The sequence below is a fragment of the Streptomyces lucensis JCM 4490 genome (genome assembly GCF_014650035.1).
Lineage (GTDB): Bacteria > Actinomycetota > Actinomycetes > Streptomycetales > Streptomycetaceae > Streptomyces > Streptomyces lucensis.
This window is the reverse complement of record NZ_BMUE01000004.1, coordinates 386,021-406,656: the sequence shown is the minus strand read 5'-3', so window position 1 is coordinate 406,656 and position 20,636 is coordinate 386,021. Positions and strand designations below refer to the sequence as shown.

Sequence of the window (20,636 nt, the reverse complement as noted above, 5' to 3'; positions counted from 1 at the left end):
TAATAACAGCCCCATGTCCGCTCACGCGTCAATAGGCGGGGCCGTACTGGGGAGCCTCTTGCCCGAAACGTGATTCGACTGCGCAGCGTCCCTTCCCCCTAGCACAGTGAGGTGCAGGAACGATGGACCGCTCTTCTCGCCACCGCTCTTCTCGCGACCGCTCTTCTCGCCACCGCTCCCGCGGGCCGGCCCTCTTCATGGCCGTGGCCGCCGCGGCGGCCCTCATCCTGGCCGGCTGTTCCAGCGGCTCCGGCGGCAAGAAGGCCGAGGAGTCGGCGGCGAACGCCTCCGCGGGCAAGGCCGGCACCCCCCGGATGACCGTCGCGCTCGTCACCCACCAGGCGCCCGGCGACACCTTCTGGGACACCGTCCGCAAGGGCGCGGAGGCCGCGGCCGCCAAGGACAACGTCAGACTGGTCTACTCCCACGACCCGAACGCGGGCGTCCAGGCGAACCTGGTGCAGAACGCGATCGACCAGAAGGCCGACGGCATAGCCGTCACCCTCGCCAAGCCGGACGCCATGAAGAGCGTCATCGGCCAGGCGCGGCGGGTGGGCATCCCGGTGGTCGGGCTGAACTCGGGGCTGAGCGACTGGAAGAGACTCGGCCTGCTGGAGTTCTTCGGCCAGGACGAGAGCGTCGCGGGCGAGGCGTTCGGCGACAAGCTGAACACGACCGGCGCCAAGAAGATCGTCTGCGTCATCCAGGAGCAGGGCAACGTCGGCCTCACCCAGCGCTGCGACGGCGTCAAGAAGACGTTCAGGGGCACCACCGAGACCCTCTACGTGAACGGCGCCGACATGCCCTCCGTGAAGTCCACCGTCACCGCCAAGCTGAAGGAAGACGACGGGATCGACACGGTCGTCACCCTCGGCGCGCCGTTCGCCCTCACCGCCACGCAGTCGGTGTCGGACGCCGGCAGCAAGGCGAAGGTGGCCACCTTCGACCTCAACAAGGCGCTGGTCAAGGCCGTCAAGAACGGCTCGGTCGAGTTCGCCGTCGACCAGCAGCCCTATCTGCAGGGCTACCTGGCGGTCGACTCCCTGTGGCTCTACGAGAACAACGGCAACTACAGCGGCGGCGGGGTCCAGCCGGTGCTCACCGGCCCGGCCTTCGTCGACAGGTCCAATGTCGGCAAGGTGGCGGAGTTCGCCGCCAAGGGCACCCGGTGATGAGCACGGCCCAGCGCGCGGGGTCCGCGGTGGGCACGCCGCAGACGCCCGGCCCCGGGGGAGCCGACGGCCGCGCCGCCCGGCGCCCGGCGGTGCTCCGGCTGCTGGCGCGGCCCGAAGTGGGCGTATTCCTGGGCGCCGCCGCCGTACTGGTCTTCTTCCTGGTCGCCGCGCCATCGGTCCGCCACGGCAGCTCGATGGCCACGATCCTCTACCAGTCCTCCACCATCGGAATCATGGCCCTGCCGGTGGCCCTGCTGATGATCGGCGGCGAGTTCGACCTGTCCTCCGGTGTCGCCGTGATCACCTCGGCGCTCGCCGCGAGCATGCTCAGCTACCAGCTGACCGTGAACGTGTGGACCGGGGTGGTCGTGGCCCTGGTCCTGTCCCTCGCGATCGGCGCCCTCAACGGCTGGATGGTGGTGAGAACCGGGCTGCCCAGCTTCCTGGTCACCCTCGGCACCTTCCTCATCCTGCAAGGCGTCAACCTCGCCGTCACCAAGCTCGTCACCGACAACGTCGCCACCGACGACATCAGCGACATGGACGGCTTCGGCCAGGCCCGGAGGATCTTCGCCTCGTCCTTCGACGCCGGCGGCGTCCAGGTCAAGATCACCGTCGTCTGGTGGCTGGTCTTCGCCGCCCTCGCCACCTGGGTGCTGCTGCGCACCAGGTACGGCAACTGGGTCTTCGCCGTCGGCGGTGACGAGGGGAGCGCCCGCGCCGTCGGCGTCCCCGTCACGTTCACCAAGATCACGCTGTTCATGCTGGTCGGTCTCGGCGCCTGGTTCGTCGGCATGCACAACCTGTTCTCCTTCAACACCGTGCAGTCCGGCGAGGGCGTCGGCCAGGAGCTGATCTACATCGCCGCGGCCGTCATCGGCGGCTGCCTGCTCACCGGCGGCCAGGGCTCCGCGATCGGCCCGGTCTTCGGCGCGTTCATGTTCGGCATGGTGCAACAGGGCATCGTCTACGCCGGCTGGAACCCCGACTGGTTCAAGGCGTTCCTCGGCGTGATGCTGCTCGGTGCCGTCCTGATCAATCTATGGGTACGGCGCACCGCTACCCGGAGGTGACCGATGACAGACGACACGACGACGCCCCACGGCGCCGGGGCCGAGGGCACCCCGCCCGCACCGGACACGCCCCTGGTCGAACTGCGCGGCGCCGGCAAGTCCTACGGCAACGTCCGGGCCCTGCACGGCGTCGACCTCACGGTCGACGCCGGCCGGGTGACCTGCGTGCTCGGTGACAACGGCGCAGGGAAGTCCACCCTCATCAAGATCGTCTCCGGGCTGCACCGGCACACCGAGGGCGAGTTCCTCGTCGACGGGCGGCCCGTGCGCTTCGCCACGCCGCGCGACGCCCTCGCACGCGGCATCGCCACCGTCTACCAGGACCTCGCCACCGTCCCGCTGATGCCGGTGTGGCGCAACTTCTTCCTCGGCTCCGAGCTGACCAAGGGGCCCTGGCCGCTGCGCCGCCTGGACATCGCCCGGATGAAGCGGACCGCCGACCGGGAACTGCGCGACATGGGCATCGTCCTGGACGACCTGGAACAGCCCGTCGGCACCCTCTCCGGCGGCCAGCGCCAGAGCGTGGCCATCGCCCGCGCGGTCCACTTCGGCGCCCGCGTACTGATCCTCGACGAACCGACGGCCGCCCTCGGCGTCAGGCAGTCCGGCGTGGTCCTCAAGTACATCGCCGCCGCCCGCGACCGCGGTCTCGGCGTCGTCTTCATCACCCACAACCCCCACCACGCCTACATGGTCGGCGACCACTTCAGCGTGCTGCGCCTCGGCACCCTGGAGCTGTCCGCCGACCGCGGCGACGTCGGCCTGGAGGAGCTGACCGATCACATGGCCGGCGGCGCCGAACTCGCGGCCCTCAAGCACGAGCTGGCCCAGGTGCGCGGCGTCGACGCGCGGGAGCTGCCCGAGGAGGCGGACCTCACCGCCCCCTGGCGGCGCCCCCGGAAGGCAGCTCCTGACCCTGCTCCGCCCTCCGGCGGAACCTGATTTCCTTTTGAACTACATCGGATTCGGTGTGTGGACGGCCGGGAACCAACGGGAGGCACGCGCGCGTCGGGAACCACGACGGGGGACGCGCGCTCGGACGGGAGGGCCATATGACACAGCGCACCGGATCCGGGGAGAGCGCGCGGGAGAGCGCCGACGCGGCGGTCCAGCGCCTCGACCGCTTCAGCACGCTGCCCGAGCGGACACGCCCGGAGGACATGGTCGAGACGAGCCCGGCGACCGCGCCGGACCCGGCGCGGGACATGTACAACGCGGACGAGTGGCTCATCCGGTACTGCGGCTGACAGCGGCTCGGTCCCGCCGCACCTCCGCGACCGTCACCGGCCGGTGCTCACGCAGCGACAGCACGCAGGCCTCGGCGATCCAGGCCGCCTCCAGGGCATCCTCGACCGTGCAGGGCGAGGGGCGGGTGCCGGCCACCACCTCGGTGAACGCGGCCAGTTCGGCGCGGTAGGCAGCGGCGAAGCGGTCCATGAAGAAGTCGTGCGGGGTCCCGGACGGGAAGGCCGCACCGGGTTCGACCGAGCGCAGCGGCAGTCTGTCGTCCAGGCCCACGGCGATCGAGTCCTGGAAGCCGTGCAGTTCCATCCGTACGTCGTAACCACGGGCGTTGTGGCGGGAGTTGGACACCACCGCCAGGGTGCCGTCGTCCAGGGTGAGGACCGCGCCGGTGGTGTCGGCGTCGCCCGCCTCCTCGATGTGTCCGGCGCCCCGGTTGCCGCCGGCCGCGTACACCTCGGTGACCTCTCGGCCCGTCACCCAGCGGATGGCGTCGAAGTCGTGCACGGAGCAGTCCCGGAAGATCCCGCCGGACGCGGCGATGTACGCGGCCGGCGGCGGCGCCGGGTCCAGGGTCGTGCAGCGGACGGTGTGAAGCCTGCCCAGCTCACCTGCCCGTACCGCGGCCCGGGCGGCCACGAAGCCCGTGTCGAAGCGGCGGTTGAGGCCGATCTGGATCGGGACGCCGCTGCCCGCGACGGCCTTCAACACCTCGACGCCCTCCGCCATGGTGCGGGCGACCGGCTTCTCGCAGAAGACGGGGACGCCCGCCTCGACGCCGGCCCGGATCAGCGCCGGATGGGCGTCCGTGGCCGCCGCCACGACGAGGCCGTCCACCCCGGCCGCCAGCAGCGCCTGTGGCGAGTGGGCGACCTCCGCCCCGAACCGCTCGGCGGCGGCCCTGGCGGCGCCGGCGGACGGGTCGGCGACGACGAGCGACTCGACGGCGTCCAGCCCGTGGAGGGTTCCGGCGTGGAAGGCGCCGATGCGGCCGCGGCCGAGGATTCCGATACGCATGCGCTTCGCTGCTTCCGTTGTGAGTGGTCGCGGACGCCGCCGGCCCCGTCCGCCCGGCCGGGCCCGTCCGACGGCAGCCGGATCGCGGCCCTGCCATTCTTGTCAGTACAAACCCTTCGGACAATCAGCGGGAAGCCGTCGAAAGCCCTTCGAGGAGCCGGTCCATGGGCCACCCGTTCCCCCTACGGGAGGAAGCGATGACACGCACCGAGGACGTCGAGATCGAAGGGGTCCCGCTGCTCGCGACGCTCGTACCGGGCGACGGGATCGGGCTGCTGGCGCTGCACGGCAGCAACGAGGGCGGCACCGCGGAACTCGCCCGCATCGTGGCACGCCGTTGCGGCGCCACCAGCCTGGTCTTCACCCAGCCGGGGGCACGGCGGCCCGTGCACATCCCGTCCCCGCGCATGGCGGCGGAGCACTGCTCACTGCTGCGGGAGTTCCTGGCGGGGGTCTCCCTCACCGTCTCCCTGCACGGCCACATGCGGGCCGGGGCGCCGCGCACCGTCTATCTCGGCGGCGGCAACCGGGACGCCGCCCGCGTCCTCGCGGGCGCGCTCGCGGCCAAGGCGCCGTCCTTCCCGGCCGTCGTCGACCTGGCGGCGATCCCGGCCGGGCTGCGGGGCCTGCACCCCAGGAACCCGGTCAACCTTGCCCCTCTCGGCGGCGTCCAGGTCGAACTGCCCCTACTGGCCCGCACCAGCGGCGGCACCGACATCCCCCCTGAGCCGGTGGCCGACGCGCTGGCGGCGGGGGTGACGCAGCTGCACGGCGCGGTGCGGGCGGCCGGCGGCTGACGGCACGCCGCGGCGCGGGACAACGCGGCGGTTGGGGTACCTCCGCTCGAGCGAAGCCGAGAGTGGGGGAGCGGTGCCAGGGCCCGCGAGCCCGGCATGATCCGAACGAGAGGCCCTGGGAGCGCTCAGCCCGCGCCGACGTCCACCCACGAGCCGCTGCGAGCGGAGCGCGTGATCGCGTCCAGCACGGCCGCGCTGCACACCGCGTCCCGCAGCGTCGCCCCGTACGGCGTGCCCTCGGCGACGGACCGCAGGAAGCGGTACGCCTCGATGACCTTCAGGTCGTCGAAGCCCATCGCGTTGGCCGCGCCCGGCTGGAACGCGGCGTACTCGCCGGCGCCGGGGCCCACGTGGACCGTGCTCACCGGCTGGTCCTGGTACGCCGTACCGCGGCTCACCCCCAGTTCGTTCATCCGGCGGAAGTCCCAGAACACCGCGCCCCTGGTGCCGTGCACCTCGAAGCCGTAGTTGTTCTGCTCGCCGACCGAGACCCGGCAGGCCTCCAGGACGCCGCGGGCGCCGGAGGCGAAGCGGAGCAGGCAGCCGGCGTAGTCCTCGTTCTCGACCCGGCCCGGCTCACCGCCCGGGGCGCGGGCGTGGCCGGCGGTGACGCCGGCCGGGCGGGCGCGTTCCGGCACGAAGACCGCGGTGTCGGCGGTGACGGAGGCGATGTCGCCGAGCAGGAAGCGGGCCAGGTCGGCGCCGTGCGAGGCCAGGTCGCCGAGCACCCCGCTGCCGCCGCGCTCCCGCTCGTACCGCCAGGTCAGCGCGGTTTCCGGATGGGCCGCGTAGTCGCTGAACAGGCGGATGCGCACATGGGTGACCGTGCCGATCCCGCCGGAGGCGAGCAGTTCCCGGGCGGCCTCGACGGCGGGCGCGTTGCGGTAGTTGAAGCCGACGGCGCCCTGCACGCCGGACCGGGCGACCGCGTCCGCGACCGCGCGGGTGTCCTCGCCGGTCAGTCCCACCGGCTTCTCGATCCAGATGTGCTTGCCGGCCTCGGCCATCGCCACGCCGATCTCCCGGTGCAGGAAGTTCGGCGCGGTGATGCTGACGGCCTGGACCCGCGGGTCGGCGGCCACCTCCCGCCAGTCACGGGTGGAGCGGGCGAAGCCGAACCGCCCGGCCGCCTCCTCGGCCCGTCCCGGCACCTCCTCGGCCACCGTGACCAGGCGCGGCCGCAGGGGCAGCCCGGGGTAGTGGTGCGGAAGGCGGGCGTACGCCCGGGTGTGCACCCGGCCCATCCAGCCGAATCCGACGACCGCGACACCGAGCGCATCCACCATGACAGCCCCTCTTCGGACGGCCCTCCCCGCCCGGCCACCGTGTCCGGACATGGAGTGCCTGTCAAGCGTGCGCCGGCCGCGCCGACGCCCGGACCTCCGGGGTGCGACGGCATCGTGGGGGCCGCCTCACAGGCTGATCGCGTACGCCTTGCGCAGCGTCTCGTGCACGGTCCACGTCGTACGGTCGCCCGCTCGCAGCACCGCCATGTCGCCGGGCCCCACCGTCAGCGTCGGCCCGCCCTCGACCTCGATCGTCGCCGAGCCGCTGACCACCACGAACAGCTCGTCCGCCTCCGTGTCCGTGACCACGCCGGGAGTGATCTGCCAGATCCCGCGCAGCTGCCGGCCGTCCGGCGACTCCCAGACCACCTTCCCGGTCACCTCCGGGTTCCCGGAGACGATCTGCTCGGGGGCGAGGGGTTCGGGTACCAGGTCGGCGTCGGGGATGTGGAGCGCGAAGCTGTGCGTCATACGGGCGACCCTAACCAGGGTCCGGGCCGGGGCGACGCCGACAGTGTGTGCGGGAACGGGCCCGCCGGCAGGACACAACGTCGGGCCCGCCGGGGTCGCGGACCGGACCGGCCCGGGTGATCGTGGGAGCATGGCCGACAGCCCGGTGGCCGCCGGTGCGCCGCCGCGGCGGCACGACACGCGCGAGGCCTTCCTGTTCGGGGGTGTATACGGCGCCGTCCTCGCCAGTTCGATGGTCGCCGCGCTCACCCGGTACGGCCGCACCTCCGCCGCGGGCCGCCGGTACGACGCCCTCTGGCTGCTGGTCACCGCGTTCGCCTCCGCCCTGGCCCACGGCTACGCCCACTACATCGCCGAACGCGCCCCGCACCGCCGCTGGGAGGTGCTGCGCACCCTGGTCCACGAGTGGCCGCTGGTCACCGCCGTCCTGCCGACGGTGTTCCTGCTCGCGGGCGCCGGCTGGGGCTGGTGGCCCCCGAACGGCGTGGAGTACCCGGCGTTCGGCCTGAACATCGGCATCCTCTTCGTCCTGGGCCTGGTCACCGCGCGCCAGTCCGCACGGAGCTGGCCGGCCGCCGTCCTCGTCGGCCTGACCGACGCGCTGCTGGGGATGGTCGTGGTCGTCGCGAACGCGCTCATCAAGTAGGGCGCCGGCACGGGGCGGGCCACGGGTTCCGGTCGCCGGGCGCCGTCCGCGGCCACCGGTCGCAGCCCTCCCGGGCGGACGCGGGCACCGGCGCGGGTGCGGTAGGGTTGACCTGCGTGATCACGCGGGGCCTCCCCGGGTGAGGACGCGACGGGACGTGGCGCAGCTTGGTAGCGCACTTGACTGGGGGTCAAGGGGTCGCAGGTTCAAATCCTGTCGTCCCGACAGAGTACTTGGGGTTCGTTCCCAGGTCAGGGCCTGGTTCCACTTCGGTGGGGCGGGGCCCTTCGTCGTCGAGGGGGTCAGGCGCCCGCGGGCCACGGCCGCGCGCGGCACCCCCGAGCGCCCCTTCGGGTCTCACTGCCGTTCCGCCTCCTCGTTCTCCCCCCTCTCCTCCGCGGCGAACATCCGGCTGTGATCGCCGGTCGCGATCCGGGCCGCCATCGCGGCGAGCCTGCTGCAGGCCGCCGCGATCTCGCGCTGGGTAGCGTTCCGCTCGCTGATGACCGCCGCGAGCAGCAGCGCGGTCAGCGAGGCGGAGCCGTTGAACGCCTGCAGAGTGATCATCTTGGTGAGCAGGTCGTGACCGGCGAACGGACCCGACCCGCGGGAGGCGGCGATGACCGCGAACGTCGACACGGCCAGTGCGCACGGCGCGGCCCCGGTCAGCTGGAAGCGGAAGGCCGCCCAGATGAGCAGCGGGAAGCCGAGGAACAGCAGCGGCGCACGCCCGGTCTCGACGACGCCCACACCGACCGTGGCCGCCACGAGCAGCAGCCCCTCCACCCACCGGGACGCCGGCGCGCCCCTCGGCACGCGTGCCGAACGCAGGACGAGCAGGACCGGCGTCACCACCAGGACACCCATCGCGTCGCCGGTCCACCACACCGACCAGGCCGGCCAGAAGCCGGCGGAGCTCAGCGCACCGGTGAGCAGCAGGGTCCCGGTGCCCACCGTCGCGCTGATCAGCATCCCGGCGAACGCGCCGAGGAAGATCAGCGCCAGCGCGTCCCGCAGCCGGACCAGTTCCTCGCGGAACCCGGTGCGGCGCAGCAGTACGCAGGAGCAGACGGGCGCCAGGGTGTTCCCCGCCGCGATGGCGAGCACGGCCCACACCGACGGCCCCAGCGACACGTTGACGAGGAACGCGCCCAGCGCTATCCCGGGCCAGACGCGCGGGCCGCGCACCAGCAGGCTCGCCAGTGCGATGCCGCTGGGCGGCCACAGCGGGGTGACCTGGCCGCGCACCAGCTGCTGGAGCAGCCCCGCCTCCGCCGAACCGAAGTACAGCGCGGCGATGACACCGCTCTCCAGGACGGCCAGGCCGCTGCGCCGGAGCCGTTCGCGCCGCACGACAGCCATCGGGCGACCTCCGATTCGACATCGCCCCCGGCCCATCATCCGCCGGATCCCCGCGAACCTCCACGGCACGGCCGGGCGCGGCACGGCGGGGCCCGGACGGCGGGGTCAGGCGCGCGGGGTGCGCACGGCGAGGATGGCCATGTCGTCGTGACCGTCGCTCGGGTGCTGATCGGCCAGCGTCCGGACGAACTCCGGCAGCGGCAGGGCGGCATGCGCCGCGGCGAGCCCGGCGAGCTGGTCCAGGCTCGCGTCGATGGGGAGGTCCGGACGCTCGACCAGCCCGTCGGTGAAGAAGACCAGGGTGGCGTCGGGGGGCAGCGGGCGGGAGTGGTCCGGGCGGGGCTGCCCGACGTCGACGCCGAGCGGCAGTCCGGGCTCGGCGAGCAGGTAGGCCGCGTGCCGCTCGCCCGTGACCAGCAGGGGCGGGACGTGCCCCGCGGTGCTCCAGCGGAGCCGCCAGCCGGGCCCGTCCGGCTCGATGCGGGCCAGGGTGGTGGTCGTGACGGGCTGGTTCGTGATGGCCTCCAGCGTCCGGTCTAGCTGGGCGAGGACCGCGCCGGGCCCGTTGCTCTGGTCGAACAGCAGCGCGCGCAGCATGTTGCGGGTGGAGGCCATGGCGGCCGCGGCCTCGAGATCGTGTCCGACCACGTCGCCGATGACGACCGCCACGACGTTGTCGGGCAGCAGGACGGCGTCGTACCAGTCGCCGCCGAGCTTGCTGGGCTCGGCCGCGGGCCGGTAGATGGCGGCGGCGGTGAAGGGCCGCAGATCGGGCAGGGTGGGCAGCAGCAGCCGCTGGAACTGCTCGGCTCCCACGCGGACCCGTTCGAAGAGGCGGACGTTCTCGATGGCGATGCCGGCCGCGCTGGCCAGGGCCACGAGGACGTTCTCGTCGTGCAGGTCGAAGGGCTCCCCGTCGCGCCGTTCGGAGAGGTAGAGATCACCGTAGATCTCGCCGCGCACGCTGATGGCGACGCCGAGCAGGGTGCGCAGACACGGGTGGCCGGGCGGGAATCCGGCGGAGGAGGGATGGGCCCGGATGTCGTCGATCCGCAGGGGCTCGGGATAGCGGATCAGATGGCCGAGGACACCCAGCCCGCGGGGCATCCCCGTGTCGGTCAGAGCGACGCGTTCCCGTTCCGACAGGCCCGCCGTGATGAACTGCTCCAGGCGTTCCCCGGAGTCGTCGAGCACGCCCAGGGCCCCGTAGCGGGCGCCGACCAGGTCCATCGCGGTGGTCACGATGCGCTGCAGCACGGCCGGCAGCTCCACCTCCCGGCTGATGGCCACCACCGCGTCGAGCAGGCCCTGCAGCCGGTCCATGGACGACATCAGGGAGAGCAGCTGGTCGTCGATCCGGCCCAGCTCCGAACGCAGCCGCATGTGCAGGTCGGGCAGCTGCGACTGACCCGGTCGTCTCCCTCCCTTGCCCGTCGCCATCAGGAGCGTCCGGTGCCCTGACGGCCGGCCCCGACCGCGTACGGTCCCTCGCGTGAGCGGTCCATTCCGACCTCCTGAAACGACCCTCGTCTCCGATTGTGACATCGGCGCCGCCCGGCGGACCGCCTGCTCCCGCGGCGGTCGGGGGCGGTGCCCGCACTCACGCCCGGTCCGTCGCCGTCCCGCCCCGCTGCCGTCGCGCCGCCATCACCGCGTAGACGATGACCCCGGCGAACAGGAAGAGCACGCCCTGGTACACCGCCGCGTACCCGGCGCCCGCCATCAGCCAGACCGAGAAGGCGGCCGCCACCGCGGTGACCACACCGTCCCGGGTGAGACGGGCCCGGTCGACCGGACCGCGGCCGAGGACGAGGTGGAAGATCTGCGCGGCGGTGGCCAGCAGGTACGGCACGGTCGCGGTGAACGTGGTGACGAGGACCAGGACCTCGAAGACCTTCCCCGAGCCCGAGAAGTAGTTGTAGGCGGTGAGCAGGGAGGCGAGGACGACGGTCACGGCGACGCCGACCGTCGGCACGCCCCGGCGGCGGCGCGCGAACGCGGCCGGGAACAGGCCGTCCTTCGCCGCGGCGTACGGCGTCTGGGCGCTCAGCAGCGTCCAGCCGTTGAGGCAGCCGGTCATCGACACCAGCGCGGCGAGCGCCACCGCCGTACCGCCCCAGCTGCCGCCGAACATCGTGTTCACGGCGTCCGAGAACGGCGCCGTGGAGGCGACCAGCCGGTCGTGCGCGACCGTGCCGAAGACGGACACGGTGCCCAGCAGATAGACCAGCGCCGCGCCCGCGGTGCCGATGACCGTGGCGCGCCCCACGTTGCGGCGGGCGTCGCGTACCTCGCCCGCGCTGACCGCGGCGGACTCCACACCGAGGTAGGAGAAGAGCAGCAGGGCGGCCGAAGCGGACACCGCGCCGATGGCGCCGTGACCGCTGGAGTTGAACGGGCCGAGCCGGGACGGGTCGAAGAAGAACAGGCCGCCCACCGCGACGAGCAGCAGCGGGACGAACTTCAGGACCGTGGACACCAGCTGCACGGCGCCCACGTACCGGGTGCCGGCGAAGTTGGCGAGCGCGGGCACCCACTGCAGGGCGAGCGCGGCCAGGCACGCCGTCCAGGCGTGGCCCCGCACCGGGATCAGCACGTCGAGGTAACCGACGGCGGCGACGGCGAGCGCGGCGTTCGACACCCACGTGGTGATCCAGTACGCCCACGCGGCGAGGAACCCGGCGAAGTCGCCGAAGGCCCCGCGGGCGTAGACGTACGGACCGCCGGTACGGGGGTCGCGCGCGGCGAGCCGGCCGAAGACCAGGGCCAGGGCGATGGCGCCGACGGTCAGCACGCCGAAGGCGACCAGGCTGACCGTGCCGTAGGGGGCGATGGAGGCGGGCAGCAGGAAGATGCCGCCGCCGATGATGTTGCCCATGACCAGGGCGGTGGCGACGGGCAGGCCGAACCGGCGGGCGTGCCTGCCGGCGCCGCTGTCGCCGTCCTCGGCGCGTGTGGTGTCGTGGAGGTCTCCGACGGGAACCGCGTGGTCGCCCTCGGGGGCCGGAGCCGGAGGTGTGGCGGTTCCGGTGCTGTGCATGGGTGGTGCGCCTCTCATGGAACTGACGTTCCCGGGATCGCCGGGACCGGTCCATGGTCGGGGATGCGTCGATCTGACACAAAATCGCCGCTTTTTGTCCTGTGCGGTCCGCCTGATCACGCGAAAAAGCGCGGTGCCGGGGTCCGCTCGGCGTGGGATGTCCTGTGGCGCCGGGGCGGGTGCGCCGGGGCGCCCGAGATCAGCCGGTGGACGCCCACAGGCCGCGTACGTGCCCCAGGTGCCGCGTCATGATCTCGTGCACGGCCTTCTCGTCGCGGGCGAGCAGTGCGTCGAGGAGGTCGAGGTGCTCCTGGGCGGAGGGCAGCAGCCGGCCCGCCTCCACCAGCGCCGTCAGCCCGTAGAGACGGGAGCGTTTGCGCAGGTCGGCGACCACCTCGACGAGGTGGGCATTGCCCGCCAGGGCCAGCAGGCCGAGGTGGAAGCGGGTGTCGGCCTCCATGTAGGCGACCAGGTCGCCCGCCGCCGCGGCGGTGACGATCTCGCGGGCCGCCGGGCGCAGCGCCTCCAGCGACACGCGGTCGGCCGTGCGGGCCAGCTCCACCACGGTGGGGACCTCGACGAGCGCGCGGATGTGCGTGTACTCGTCCAGCTGCCGGTCGGTGACGGCGGTGACCCGGAAGCCCTTGTTGGGCACCGTGTCGACGAGTCCCTCCTTGGCCAGGTCCAGCATCGCCTCCCGCACCGGCGTCGCCGAGACACCGAAGCGGGCGGCGAGCGACGGCGCCGAGTAGACCTGGCCGGGCCGCAGCTCGCCGGCTGTCAGGGCGGCGCGCAGCGCGTCCGCGACCCGTTCGCGGTAGCTGCTCCGCCGGCCGTCCAGCCGGGGGAGCGCGGGCATGTCCGTATCGCGGGCTTCCTGTGCCATGTCACGCGTCACCGGGGTGAGTCTAGAGGACGAAGCCTCCGGGGAAGGGGTCGGTGGGATCCAGCAGGTACTGCGCGGTACCGGTGATCCAGGCCCGGCCGGTGAAGGCGGGCAGCACCGCCGGGACACCGGCGACCTCCGTCGTCCCCAGCAGCCGCCCGGTGAAGTGGGTGCCGATGAAGGACTCGTTCACGAACTCGGTGTGCAGGGGGAGTTCGCCGCGCGCGTGCAGCTGCGCCATGCGCGCGCTCGTCCCCGTGCCGCACGGGGAGCGGTCGAACCAGCCCGGGTGGATGACCATCGCGTGGCGGGAGTGCCGGGCGGTGGCGCCGGGCGCGTACAGGTGCACGTGGTGGCAGCCGCGGATGGACGGGTCCGCGGGATGCACCGGCTCCGACTCGGCGTTGATCGCCCGCATCAGGGACAGGCCGGCCGCGAGGATGTCGTCCTTGCGGGAGCGGTCGAAGGGCAGCCCGAAGGAGTCGAGGGGGAGGATCGCGTAGAAGTTGCCGCCGTAGGCGAGGTCGTAGGCGACCGTGCGGCCGTCCGGGAGGGTGATCCGGCGGTCCAGGGCTACGGCGAACGACGGGACGTTGCGCAGGGTCACGTTCCGGGCGGCGCCGTCCTCCACCGCCACCTCGGCGACCACCACCCCCGCCGGGGTGTCGAGCCGGATGGTGGTCACCGGCTCCACGACCTCCACCATGCCCGTCTCGACCAGTACGGTGGCGACCCCGATCGTGCCGTGACCGCACATCGGCAGGTAGCCGGAGACCTCGATGTAGATCACGCCCCAGTCGCAGTCGGGGCGGCTCGGCGGCTGCAGGATCGCGCCGCTCATCGCGGAGTGGCCGCGCGGCTCGTTCATCAGCAACCGCTTGACGTCGTCGCGGTGCTCGCGGAAGTGCAGCCGCCGCTCGTTCATCGTCGCACCGGGCACGGTGCCGATCCCACCGGTGATCACGCGGGTCGGCATGCCCTCGGTGTGCGAGTCCACGGCGTGCAGGACGAGTGTGCTGCGCACGGTACGGCCTCCTGGTCAGACGAGTCCCGCGGCGAGGACCTTCTCGGTGGCCGCGCGGACCGCGGCCTCCTGCTCGGGCGGCAGCGGGAGGCGCGGCGGGCGCACCGGGCCGCCGTGGCGCCCGACGACGTCCATGGACAGCTTGATCGCCTGCACGAACTCCACCCGTGAGTCCCAGCGAAGCAGCGGGTGCAGCCGCCGGTACAGGGGGAGCGCGGTGCCGAGGTCACCGGCCACCGCCGCACGGTACAGCTCCGCCGAGGCCCGGGGGAACGCGTTGGGGTAACCGGCCACCCAGCCCTTGGCGCCCGCGACGGCCAGTTCCAGCAGGACGTCGTCGGCGCCGATCAGGAGGTCGAGTTCCGGGGCGAGTTCCGCGATGCGGTAGGCGCGGCGCACGTCACCGGAGAACTCCTTGACGCCGTGGACGTGCCCCTCGGCGTGCAGCCGGGCGAGGAGCTCGGGCACCAGGTCGACCTTGGTGTCGACGGGGTTGTTGTACGCCACCACCGGCAGGCCGGACCTCGCCACCTCCGCGTAGTGGGCGACGACGGACCGCTCGTCGGCACGGTAGGCGTTGGGCGGCAGCAGCATCACCGACGCGCAGCCCGCCTCGCCGGCCTGCTCGGCCCAGCGCCGGGCCTCGGCCGACCCGTACGCGGCGACGCCCGGCATCACGCGTTCGCCGCCGACCGCGGCCACCGCGGTCTCCACCACCCGGGCGCGTTCCTCGGGGGTGAGCACCTGGTACTCGCCGAGCGAGCCGTTCGGCACGACACCGTCGCAGCCGTTGCCGACCAGCCAGGCGCAGTGCTCGGCGTAGCGGTCGTAGTCGATCGAGAGGTCGGCGCGCAAGGGAAGGGCGGTGGCGACGAGGACGCCGCGCCAGGGGCGGTGCTGAGGGTGGGGCATCGCGAATGTCTCCTGTCGGTAGGGTGTGACATGTCACCGGGTCTCGCGGGGCCGTGCGGAGGGTTCGGCGGACCGGTCTCAGCCGGGTGGCGGCTCGGGCAGCGCGGCCAGCACGCCGAGAGGAACCGGCCGGGCGAACGGCCGGCGCTCCGGGACGAGCGGGCAGCCGGTCAGTGCCGCCACGGCGGGCGCGCAGACGCGGCCCTGGCACCAGCCCATCCCGGCCCGGGTGAGCAGCTTGACGGCGCGCGGGTCCGAGGCGCCGAGCGGGCCGGCGGCCGTACGGACGGCGCCGGCGGTGACCTCCTCGCAGCGGCACACCACCGTGTCGTCCGGGACGGCGTCCGCCCAGGCGGCCGGCGGCGCGTACACCGCGTCGAGCGCCGCGAAGAACGCCCGCTGCCGGGCCCTGGCCCGTGCGGCGGCGGCCCACCGCCGCGGGTCGGGGGCGGTGCCGCCCAGGCGGGCGGCGACCGAACGTCCGGCGATGTGCCCCTCGGCGAGCGCGAGGGCCGCGCCGCCGACACCGGTGGTCTCCCCGGCGGCCCAGACTCCGGGCACGTCGGTGCGCTGCTCGTCGTCGACCCGTACGTCCGTGCCCGACAGGGTGCAGCCGAGGGTGCCGGCGAGGTCGGTGTGCGGCAGCATGCCGTGGCCGACGGCGAGGGTGTCGCACGCGATGCGGCGGGCGCTGCCGGGCCGGGTGCGGCCGTTACGGCCGAGCGAGGCGAGGGTGACCGCCTCCAGCCGGTCGGTGCCGTGCGCCTCCAGCACGGTGTGCCGGGGCAGGACGCGTACGCCGTACCGCAGCAGCCGGGCCGCGTACCCGGCGCCCTCGGCGAGCTTGCCGGGGCGGGCGGCCAGGGCCCGCGCCCGGGGCAGCAGCGCCGCGGGGTCGGCGGACTCCACCAGCGCGGCCACCCGGACGCCGGCCGCGGCGAGTCCGGTGGCCACGGGCAGCAGCAGCGGCCCGGTGCCGGCGACGACGGCCGTGCGGCCGGGCAGCGCGAGACCGCCCTTGAGCATGGCCTGCGCGCCGCCCGCCGTGACGACCCCGGGCAGCGTCCAGCCGGGGAAGGGCAGGACGCGTTCGTAACCGCCGGTGGCGAGCAGGACGGCGTCGGCGCGGACGGTGACGCCCTGCTCCTGCGCTGGGCCGCGCAGTGCGTGGACCGAGAGCGCGCCGGAGCCCGGTTCCCGCTCCACGCACCAGACATGATGGTCCGCCAGGTGGGTGATGAGCCCGGCGGCACGGTGCCGTTCCAGTCCGTCCCGCAGCCGCTCGAAGGTGCGCCACTGGTGGTGCAGCGCCTGCGGCCGGCGTGCCCCGAGGCCCGGGGCGGGCTGGCGGTAGAACTGCCCGCCCGGCTGGTCGGCCGCGTCGACGAGGGTCACCTGGACGCCCCGCGCGGCTGCCGCCAGGGCTCCGGCGAGGCCGGCCGGTCCCGCCCCGACGACGGCGAGGCGCGGCCGCTCAGCCGTCGTCACGGCCCGTCCCCTCCTGGGTGCGGATCACGTCGCCCGGCCGCACCGGCACCAGGCAGGCCCGTTGATTGGGGCTGCCGTTGACGGTCACCAGGCAGTCGAAGCACACGCCGATCCCGCAGAACACCCCGCGGGGCCGGCCCGCGCCGCGCGTGCTGCGCCAGGACGTCACGCCCGCCGTCCACAGTGCCGCCGCGACCGTCTGGCCCGGCAGGGCCCGCAGGGGCCGGCCGTCGAAGGCGACGGTGAACGCCTCGCCCGGCCGGGCCCCGGTCAACTCCAAGGGATTCACGGGGTGTCGCCTCCGTCGGTGTCCGTGTCCGTGTCCGTGCCGGTTCCTGTGCCCGTGTCGGTGTCTGTGTCGAACCGCTCGGGGCGGAACGGCGTGAGGTTCAGTTCCGGCGCCTTCCCGGTGAGCGCCCGGGCGATCGACTGCCCGGTGCCGGGGGCGAGTCCGATCCCGGCGCCCTCGTGCCCGCAGGCGTGGAACAGACCTGGCACCCGGGGGTCGGGGCCGATCGCCGGAAGGTGATCGGGCAGGTACGGCCGGAAGCCCGCGTACGTCCGCAGCGCGCGGACCCGTTCCAGGAACGGGAACAGCCCGATCGCGCCGGCCGCCAGCGCCCGTACCGCCGCGAGGGACAACGAACGGTCGAAGCCCACCCGTTCCCGGGTCGCGCCGATCAGCACCGGTCCCGCGGCCGTGCCCTCCACGACGGGCGAGGCGCGCAGGGTGGCCGAGTCGCTCGCCACGTCGGCCACGTAGTCGGCGGCGTACACCTTGTGCCGCACCATCCGCGGCAGCGGCTCGGTGACCAGCACGAAGCCGCGCCGGGGGAGTACCGGGAGCCGGACGCCCGCGAGCGACGCCAGGTCGCCGCCCCAGGTGCCGGCCGCGTTCACCACCGCCGGAGCGTGGATGTCGCCCCGGTCGGTGCGGACGCCGCGCACCGCGCCGTCCGCCGCGCGCACCACCCCGGTCACGGTCCACCCGGTGTGCACGGGCGCTCCGCAGGCGTGGAGCAGGTGGGCGGCGGCGAGCGCCGGCATGACCTGGGCGTCCTGCGGATAGTGCACGCCACCGGCCATGCCGGAGGCCAAGTGCGGTTCCATTTCCCGGAGTTCTCCGGAGCCGACCGGTACGGCCGTGACCCCGGCCGACCGCTGTCCGGCGGCGAAGTCCCGGAGCGCGGCCAGGGCGTCCGGCGCAGCGGCCACCACCAGGCCGCCCTTGGACTCGTACTCGATCGCCGCGCCCAGCTCCTCCGCCAGTTCCGACCACAACCGGGCGGACAGCAGGGCCAGTTCCAGTTCGGGGCCGGGCTCCTTGTCGGAGACGAGCAGGTTGCCCTCGCCGGCGCCGGTGGTGCCGCCGGCGACCGCGCCCCGGTCCACCACACGTACGTCGAGGCCGGCCCGGGCGGCGTACAGGGCACACGCCGCGCCCACCATCCCGGCTCCGACGACCACGACATCGCAGGTCAGTCGCTTCGCCACGTCAGTACTATGTCACATGTTCCACTCGCTGAGGAGACCCGGCGCATCCTTCGCCGCTCCTCTTCTCACCCGCCCGGAGTCCGGACATGGACGCCCCCTTGACGTCCCGGGGCGCCGGAACGACACTCGGTGAAAGAATCCCAGTGAACGGGTAGGAAACCATGGCATGGCGTGAAACGGTCACCGGCCGAGCAGGCCGAACGCCGTTCCGCGCGCTACTGCTGACCTCCCGCCGTCACATCGACCTGCTGCGCGTCTGCAGCGCGATCGGCGCCTCGCGCTGACGGGGGCTTCCCGCCCCCCGCCCTTGGCTCCCGGCGACCGGATCCCCGGCGACCGGCTCTCGCCGGCCAGGCCATGAGCAGCTCCGGCGACCGGCCTCACCGACTGCCTCCCCTTGCCGCCCTCCACGGCCTTCCTCGGCCTTCCTTCCCCTTCCTTCCCCTTCCTTCCCCTTCCTTCGCCATCCTCCGTCCCAGTCCGCCGACGACGCCCGTCGGCGCGCCCGCCCGTAGCCCACGACCAGGGGAGACGCATGTCCACCACTCCGCTCGCCGCCGTCCCGGACGTCCGCCGCACCGCCCCCTTCTTCCGGGGCCGGATCGGACAGGACGCACGCAGCGGCCACTACGCCGTGCCCCACCGCTACCGGCTCCACCTCTCGACCGCCTGCCCCGACGGGCTGCGCCTCGCCGTCGGACACAGCCTCCTCGGCCTCGGCGGGAGTTGTCCGGTCACCCACCTGCCCGCCGTCCCCGACTGCCCCGCCGGCGGGCACGCGGCGCTGCGTCCGCTGTACGAGGCGAGCGCCCACCACTACACCGGCCCCGCCCTCGCGCCCGTCCTCAGCGACGACTGGTCAGGACGCATCGTCAGCACCCACGCCCCCGACATCCTGCGCGACCTCGACCGCTTCCCGGCCGCCGGCCGCACCTCCCTGTACCCCCGCGGAACGGAGTCCGTGATCGAGGCCGTCGAGCGGATGTGCGCCGAGGGCGTCGAGGAGGCCGCACAGCGCGCCGGACGTGCCGGTGCCGGCCCGGCCGAGCGGGCCGCCGCCCTGGACGTGCTGCTCGACACGCTGGGCCGGCTGGACCGGCGGCTGACCGGCGAGGAGTATCTGGTCGACGACCGGCTCACCGCCGCCGACATCGAGCTGTGGGTGGCGCTCGTCCAGCTGGACACCGTGCACCGCTGCCACCTCGACGCCTCCGCCGTGCACCGGATCGCCGACCACCGCGCCCTGTGGGCCCACGCCCGCCGCCTGGCCGCCCGCCCCGACTTCGGCCGCCACCTCGACCTCGACGGCATCTCCCGCCGACACCACGGTCGTTGCCTGGGTCTGGAGGCCGCGGGCGCGGCCGTGCAGATCCTGGACTGGGCCGGCCACGCGGCGGCTGTCCAGGACGTTCCCCGGCCGCCTTCGGACGGCTCGTGACCCACCGCCGCGCCCGGCGTCGTGCCCATCGGCCCGTCGGCCCATCGGCCCGTCGGCCCATCGGCCCACCGGCGGTGGGCGCGGGCGCACGGCGTGGCCGCGGGCGTCACCTCCCCCGTGGGTGACGCCCGCGGCCGCTCCCCCGGCGCCGGACCGTGACCTGCCGCCGTCCCCGTGCCGTCACCAGCACATGACCGCCGTCTGCCCCGACCCCCACGCGGAGTACAGACGGACGCGGACGAAGTAGCGGCGGCCCTTGACGAGCCGCACCCCGACAACGGCGTTGCCCGGGCCGCCGCCGTCGTCGTGGCCCGCGAGGAAGCGCGGTTCCCCGTCGCGCTCCTCGAAGACCACGAGCACGGTGTCGGCGTCGCCGAAGGTGCCCACGGTGTAGTCGCGGGTCTCCGGCGGCTCCACGACGAAGTCGGCCTGCTCAGCCGGACCCAGGCCCAGCGGCACCGACCGGAACGGCACCAGCGTGGCCGCCCCTTCGGGACCGGCGGGCGGGTACCGGCGCAGCACCAGCTCCTTGTCGGCCGGGGACGGCGTGCCGGACGGACGCAGCCCCCCGCGGTACTGCTCCGGCTCCAGCACGAGCCCCGGCCCCAGCGGCAGCGCCATGACCGACTGCGGATCCCACACGGAACCCCCCGCCTCGCCGGCGTCCAGTGTCCGCAGGACGTTCGTGTACGTCGTCTCCCGGCTGAAGAAGTTCGGCGGGCCCGCCAGTTCGGCGTACACGGCCTCGTCGTCCCAGTGCAGCCCGGCGAACGGGCTCTGGTGCTCGTGCGCCAGGCCGAGCGCGTGCCCGATCTGGTGCAGGACGGCGCCGCGCTCCCCGGGCGCGGCGACGTCCCAGCCGAGGTTCATGGTGCGCTCGCCCCGGCCGACCGCCAGCGCCTCCCGCCCCAGCGCCGACCAGGAACCGGCACCGGCCTGGAAGCCGATCCGCAGCTCCGCCTCGCACCGGTCGCCGACCTCGGCGAAGGTGACGCCGATGCCGAGGCCCTGCCATTCGCGGAAGCACTCGCGCACCACGTCCCGCTGCTCCGTGCCACCGGCCCACGGCACCCGGCGCAGGTCCCCGGTTCCGGGGACCGGGATCACCGAGGCGTCGGAACCGGCGTCCAGGAAGCAGTAGTGCAGGACCGTGCCGTTGACCCACATGCGCCGGCCGGCGAGCAGCGCGCCCAGCCGCTCGGCCGTCAGCCCCGCCGGGAACGACGGAGCCGGCTGCCGCGGTAGCGAGCAGAGGCGTCGGGTCATGCGGCCAGCGTGCCCGTCC

Annotated in this window: 21 protein-coding genes and 1 tRNA gene; 9 read left to right on the top strand and 13 right to left on the bottom strand. The window is 73.9% G+C overall.

The window, feature by feature from the left end; genetic code table 11:
* The first annotated feature begins 122 nt into the window (after positions 1–122).
* The 4 genes from IE177_RS13005 to IE177_RS12990 all read left to right on the top strand — a co-directional run bounded on the left by IE177_RS13005 (position 123) and on the right by IE177_RS12990 (position 3,495).
* The gene (locus IE177_RS13005) at positions 123–1,172 is read left to right on the top strand and encodes a substrate-binding domain-containing protein (protein WP_444545617.1); all 1,050 of its coding nucleotides are present in this window, start codon (positions 123–125) and stop codon (positions 1,170–1,172) included.
* Complete coding sequence (locus tag IE177_RS13000; RefSeq protein ID WP_190015421.1) at positions 1,172–2,248, top strand: ABC transporter permease; 1,077 nt, start codon at positions 1,172–1,174, stop codon at positions 2,246–2,248. Before IE177_RS13005 ends, IE177_RS13000 begins: the two co-directional genes overlap by 1 nt.
* Positions 2,249–2,251: 3 nt before the next feature.
* Positions 2,252–3,190, top strand: a complete 939-nt coding sequence (locus tag IE177_RS12995; protein ID WP_190015420.1) for an ATP-binding cassette domain-containing protein — start codon at positions 2,252–2,254, stop codon at positions 3,188–3,190.
* Between the two features lie 110 nt (positions 3,191–3,300).
* Complete coding sequence (locus IE177_RS12990; RefSeq protein WP_190015419.1) at positions 3,301–3,495, top strand: hypothetical protein; 195 nt, start codon at positions 3,301–3,303, stop codon at positions 3,493–3,495.
* On the opposite strand, the gene IE177_RS12985 is transcribed toward IE177_RS12990, so the two are convergent.
* Entirely contained in the window at positions 3,476–4,507 is a 1,032-nt protein-coding gene (locus tag IE177_RS12985; RefSeq protein ID WP_190015418.1) for a Gfo/Idh/MocA family protein, read from the bottom strand. The two genes, IE177_RS12990 and IE177_RS12985, sit on opposite strands and share 20 nt — an antisense overlap.
* Before the next feature lie 197 nt (positions 4,508–4,704).
* Here IE177_RS12985 and IE177_RS12980 point away from each other — a divergent pair, with 197 nt between their 5' ends.
* Complete coding sequence (locus tag IE177_RS12980) at positions 4,705–5,304, top strand: poly-gamma-glutamate hydrolase family protein (RefSeq protein ID WP_190015417.1); 600 nt, start codon at positions 4,705–4,707, stop codon at positions 5,302–5,304.
* A gap of 125 nt (positions 5,305–5,429) precedes the next feature.
* Here the strand turns inward: IE177_RS12980 and IE177_RS12975 are convergent, their stop codons facing one another.
* A complete protein-coding gene (locus IE177_RS12975; RefSeq protein ID WP_190015416.1) occupies positions 5,430–6,590 on the bottom strand; it encodes a Gfo/Idh/MocA family protein in 1,161 nt (386 codons plus the stop codon).
* 126 nt (positions 6,591–6,716) lie between these two features.
* Positions 6,717–7,061, bottom strand: coding sequence for a cupin domain-containing protein (locus IE177_RS12970; RefSeq protein ID WP_190015415.1), 345 nt, complete (start codon positions 7,059–7,061; stop codon positions 6,717–6,719).
* 130 nt (positions 7,062–7,191) lie between these two features.
* Between IE177_RS12970 and IE177_RS12965 the strand changes: the two genes are divergently transcribed.
* Positions 7,192–7,707, top strand: a complete 516-nt coding sequence (locus IE177_RS12965) for a hypothetical protein (RefSeq protein ID WP_190015414.1) — start codon at positions 7,192–7,194, stop codon at positions 7,705–7,707.
* A gap of 151 nt (positions 7,708–7,858) precedes the next feature.
* Positions 7,859–7,932: transfer RNA gene (locus tag IE177_RS12960), tRNA-Pro, on the top strand.
* Between the two features lie 132 nt (positions 7,933–8,064).
* Here IE177_RS12960 and IE177_RS12955 read toward each other — a convergent pair.
* The 9 genes from IE177_RS12955 to IE177_RS12915 form a co-directional block, all read right to left on the bottom strand.
* Positions 8,065–9,069, bottom strand: a complete 1,005-nt coding sequence (locus IE177_RS12955) for an MASE1 domain-containing protein (protein WP_190015413.1) — start codon at positions 9,067–9,069, stop codon at positions 8,065–8,067.
* Positions 9,070–9,174: 105 nt separating this feature from the next.
* Positions 9,175–10,509, bottom strand: coding sequence for a PP2C family protein-serine/threonine phosphatase (locus IE177_RS12950; RefSeq protein ID WP_229816031.1), 1,335 nt, complete (start codon positions 10,507–10,509; stop codon positions 9,175–9,177).
* 160 nt (positions 10,510–10,669) lie between these two features.
* Positions 10,670–12,109, bottom strand: a complete 1,440-nt coding sequence (locus IE177_RS12945; protein ID WP_190015412.1) for an amino acid permease — start codon at positions 12,107–12,109, stop codon at positions 10,670–10,672.
* Positions 12,110–12,308: 199 nt separating this feature from the next.
* Complete coding sequence (locus IE177_RS12940; RefSeq protein ID WP_190015488.1) at positions 12,309–12,995, bottom strand: GntR family transcriptional regulator; 687 nt, start codon at positions 12,993–12,995, stop codon at positions 12,309–12,311.
* A gap of 22 nt (positions 12,996–13,017) precedes the next feature.
* Positions 13,018–14,019 carry a proline racemase family protein gene (locus IE177_RS12935; RefSeq protein WP_190015411.1) on the bottom strand — a complete coding sequence of 334 codons (1,002 nt, stop codon included), beginning with the start codon at positions 14,017–14,019 and terminating at the stop codon, positions 13,018–13,020.
* 15 nt (positions 14,020–14,034) lie between these two features.
* Positions 14,035–14,931, bottom strand: coding sequence for a dihydrodipicolinate synthase family protein (locus IE177_RS12930; RefSeq protein WP_190015410.1), 897 nt, complete (start codon positions 14,929–14,931; stop codon positions 14,035–14,037).
* Positions 14,932–15,009: 78 nt separating this feature from the next.
* The gene (locus IE177_RS12925) at positions 15,010–16,419 is read right to left on the bottom strand and encodes an FAD/NAD(P)-dependent oxidoreductase (protein ID WP_190015409.1); all 1,410 of its coding nucleotides are present in this window, start codon (positions 16,417–16,419) and stop codon (positions 15,010–15,012) included.
* Positions 16,406–16,708, bottom strand: a complete 303-nt coding sequence (locus IE177_RS12920; protein WP_190015408.1) for a (2Fe-2S)-binding protein — start codon at positions 16,706–16,708, stop codon at positions 16,406–16,408. The genes IE177_RS12925 and IE177_RS12920 overlap by 14 nt, the downstream gene beginning before the upstream one ends.
* Positions 16,705–17,913 (bottom strand): NAD(P)/FAD-dependent oxidoreductase, encoded by a 1,209-nt coding sequence (locus tag IE177_RS12915; protein ID WP_190015407.1) that lies wholly within the window; start codon positions 17,911–17,913, stop codon positions 16,705–16,707. Before IE177_RS12915 ends, IE177_RS12920 begins: the two co-directional genes overlap by 4 nt.
* 161 nt (positions 17,914–18,074) lie before the next feature.
* Between IE177_RS12915 and IE177_RS35385 the strand changes: the two genes are divergently transcribed.
* Positions 18,075–18,197, top strand: coding sequence for a putative leader peptide (locus IE177_RS35385; RefSeq protein ID WP_268253160.1), 123 nt, complete (start codon positions 18,075–18,077; stop codon positions 18,195–18,197).
* A 251-nt stretch (positions 18,198–18,448) separates the two neighbouring features.
* On the top strand, positions 18,449–19,351 hold the full coding sequence (locus IE177_RS12910) for a glutathione S-transferase C-terminal domain-containing protein (RefSeq protein WP_190015406.1): 903 nt from the start codon (positions 18,449–18,451) through the stop codon (positions 19,349–19,351).
* A gap of 180 nt (positions 19,352–19,531) precedes the next feature.
* Here IE177_RS12910 and absR1 read toward each other — a convergent pair whose 3' ends face one another.
* Entirely contained in the window at positions 19,532–20,617 is a 1,086-nt protein-coding gene (gene absR1 / locus IE177_RS12905; protein ID WP_190015405.1) for a beta-glucuronidase AbsR1, read from the bottom strand.
* Between the last annotated feature and the right edge of the window lie 19 nt (positions 20,618–20,636).

What these genes read in the sequence shown, in the direction of transcription:
- IE177_RS12975 (WP_190015416.1), bottom strand. Translation starts at nt 6,590, where the DNA reads ATGGTGGATGCGCTCGGTGTCGCGGTCGTCGGATTCGGCTGGATGGGC.
- IE177_RS12965 (WP_190015414.1), top strand. Translation starts at nt 7,192, where the DNA reads ATGGCCGACAGCCCGGTGGCCGCCGGTGCGCCGCCGCGGCGGCACGAC.
- IE177_RS12945 (WP_190015412.1), bottom strand. Translation starts at nt 12,109, where the DNA reads ATGCACAGCACCGGAACCGCCACACCTCCGGCTCCGGCCCCCGAGGGC.
- IE177_RS12995 (WP_190015420.1), top strand. Translation starts at nt 2,252, where the DNA reads ATGACAGACGACACGACGACGCCCCACGGCGCCGGGGCCGAGGGCACC.
- IE177_RS12985 (WP_190015418.1), bottom strand. Translation starts at nt 4,507, where the DNA reads ATGCGTATCGGAATCCTCGGCCGCGGCCGCATCGGCGCCTTCCACGCC.
- IE177_RS12930 (WP_190015410.1), bottom strand. Translation starts at nt 14,931, where the DNA reads ATGCCCCACCCTCAGCACCGCCCCTGGCGCGGCGTCCTCGTCGCCACC.
- IE177_RS12940 (WP_190015488.1), bottom strand. Translation starts at nt 12,995, where the DNA reads ATGGCACAGGAAGCCCGCGATACGGACATGCCCGCGCTCCCCCGGCTG.
- IE177_RS12990 (WP_190015419.1), top strand. Translation starts at nt 3,301, where the DNA reads ATGACACAGCGCACCGGATCCGGGGAGAGCGCGCGGGAGAGCGCCGAC.
- IE177_RS12955 (WP_190015413.1), bottom strand. Translation starts at nt 9,069, where the DNA reads ATGGCTGTCGTGCGGCGCGAACGGCTCCGGCGCAGCGGCCTGGCCGTC.
- absR1 (WP_190015405.1), bottom strand. Translation starts at nt 20,617, where the DNA reads ATGACCCGACGCCTCTGCTCGCTACCGCGGCAGCCGGCTCCGTCGTTC.
- IE177_RS12980 (WP_190015417.1), top strand. Translation starts at nt 4,705, where the DNA reads ATGACACGCACCGAGGACGTCGAGATCGAAGGGGTCCCGCTGCTCGCG.
- IE177_RS12910 (WP_190015406.1), top strand. Translation starts at nt 18,449, where the DNA reads ATGTCCACCACTCCGCTCGCCGCCGTCCCGGACGTCCGCCGCACCGCC.
- IE177_RS12970 (WP_190015415.1), bottom strand. Translation starts at nt 7,061, where the DNA reads ATGACGCACAGCTTCGCGCTCCACATCCCCGACGCCGACCTGGTACCC.
- IE177_RS35385 (WP_268253160.1), top strand. Translation starts at nt 18,075, where the DNA reads ATGGCATGGCGTGAAACGGTCACCGGCCGAGCAGGCCGAACGCCGTTC.
- IE177_RS12950 (WP_229816031.1), bottom strand. Translation starts at nt 10,509, where the DNA reads ATGGCGACGGGCAAGGGAGGGAGACGACCGGGTCAGTCGCAGCTGCCC.
- IE177_RS13005 (WP_444545617.1), top strand. Translation starts at nt 123, where the DNA reads ATGGACCGCTCTTCTCGCCACCGCTCTTCTCGCGACCGCTCTTCTCGC.
- IE177_RS13000 (WP_190015421.1), top strand. Translation starts at nt 1,172, where the DNA reads ATGAGCACGGCCCAGCGCGCGGGGTCCGCGGTGGGCACGCCGCAGACG.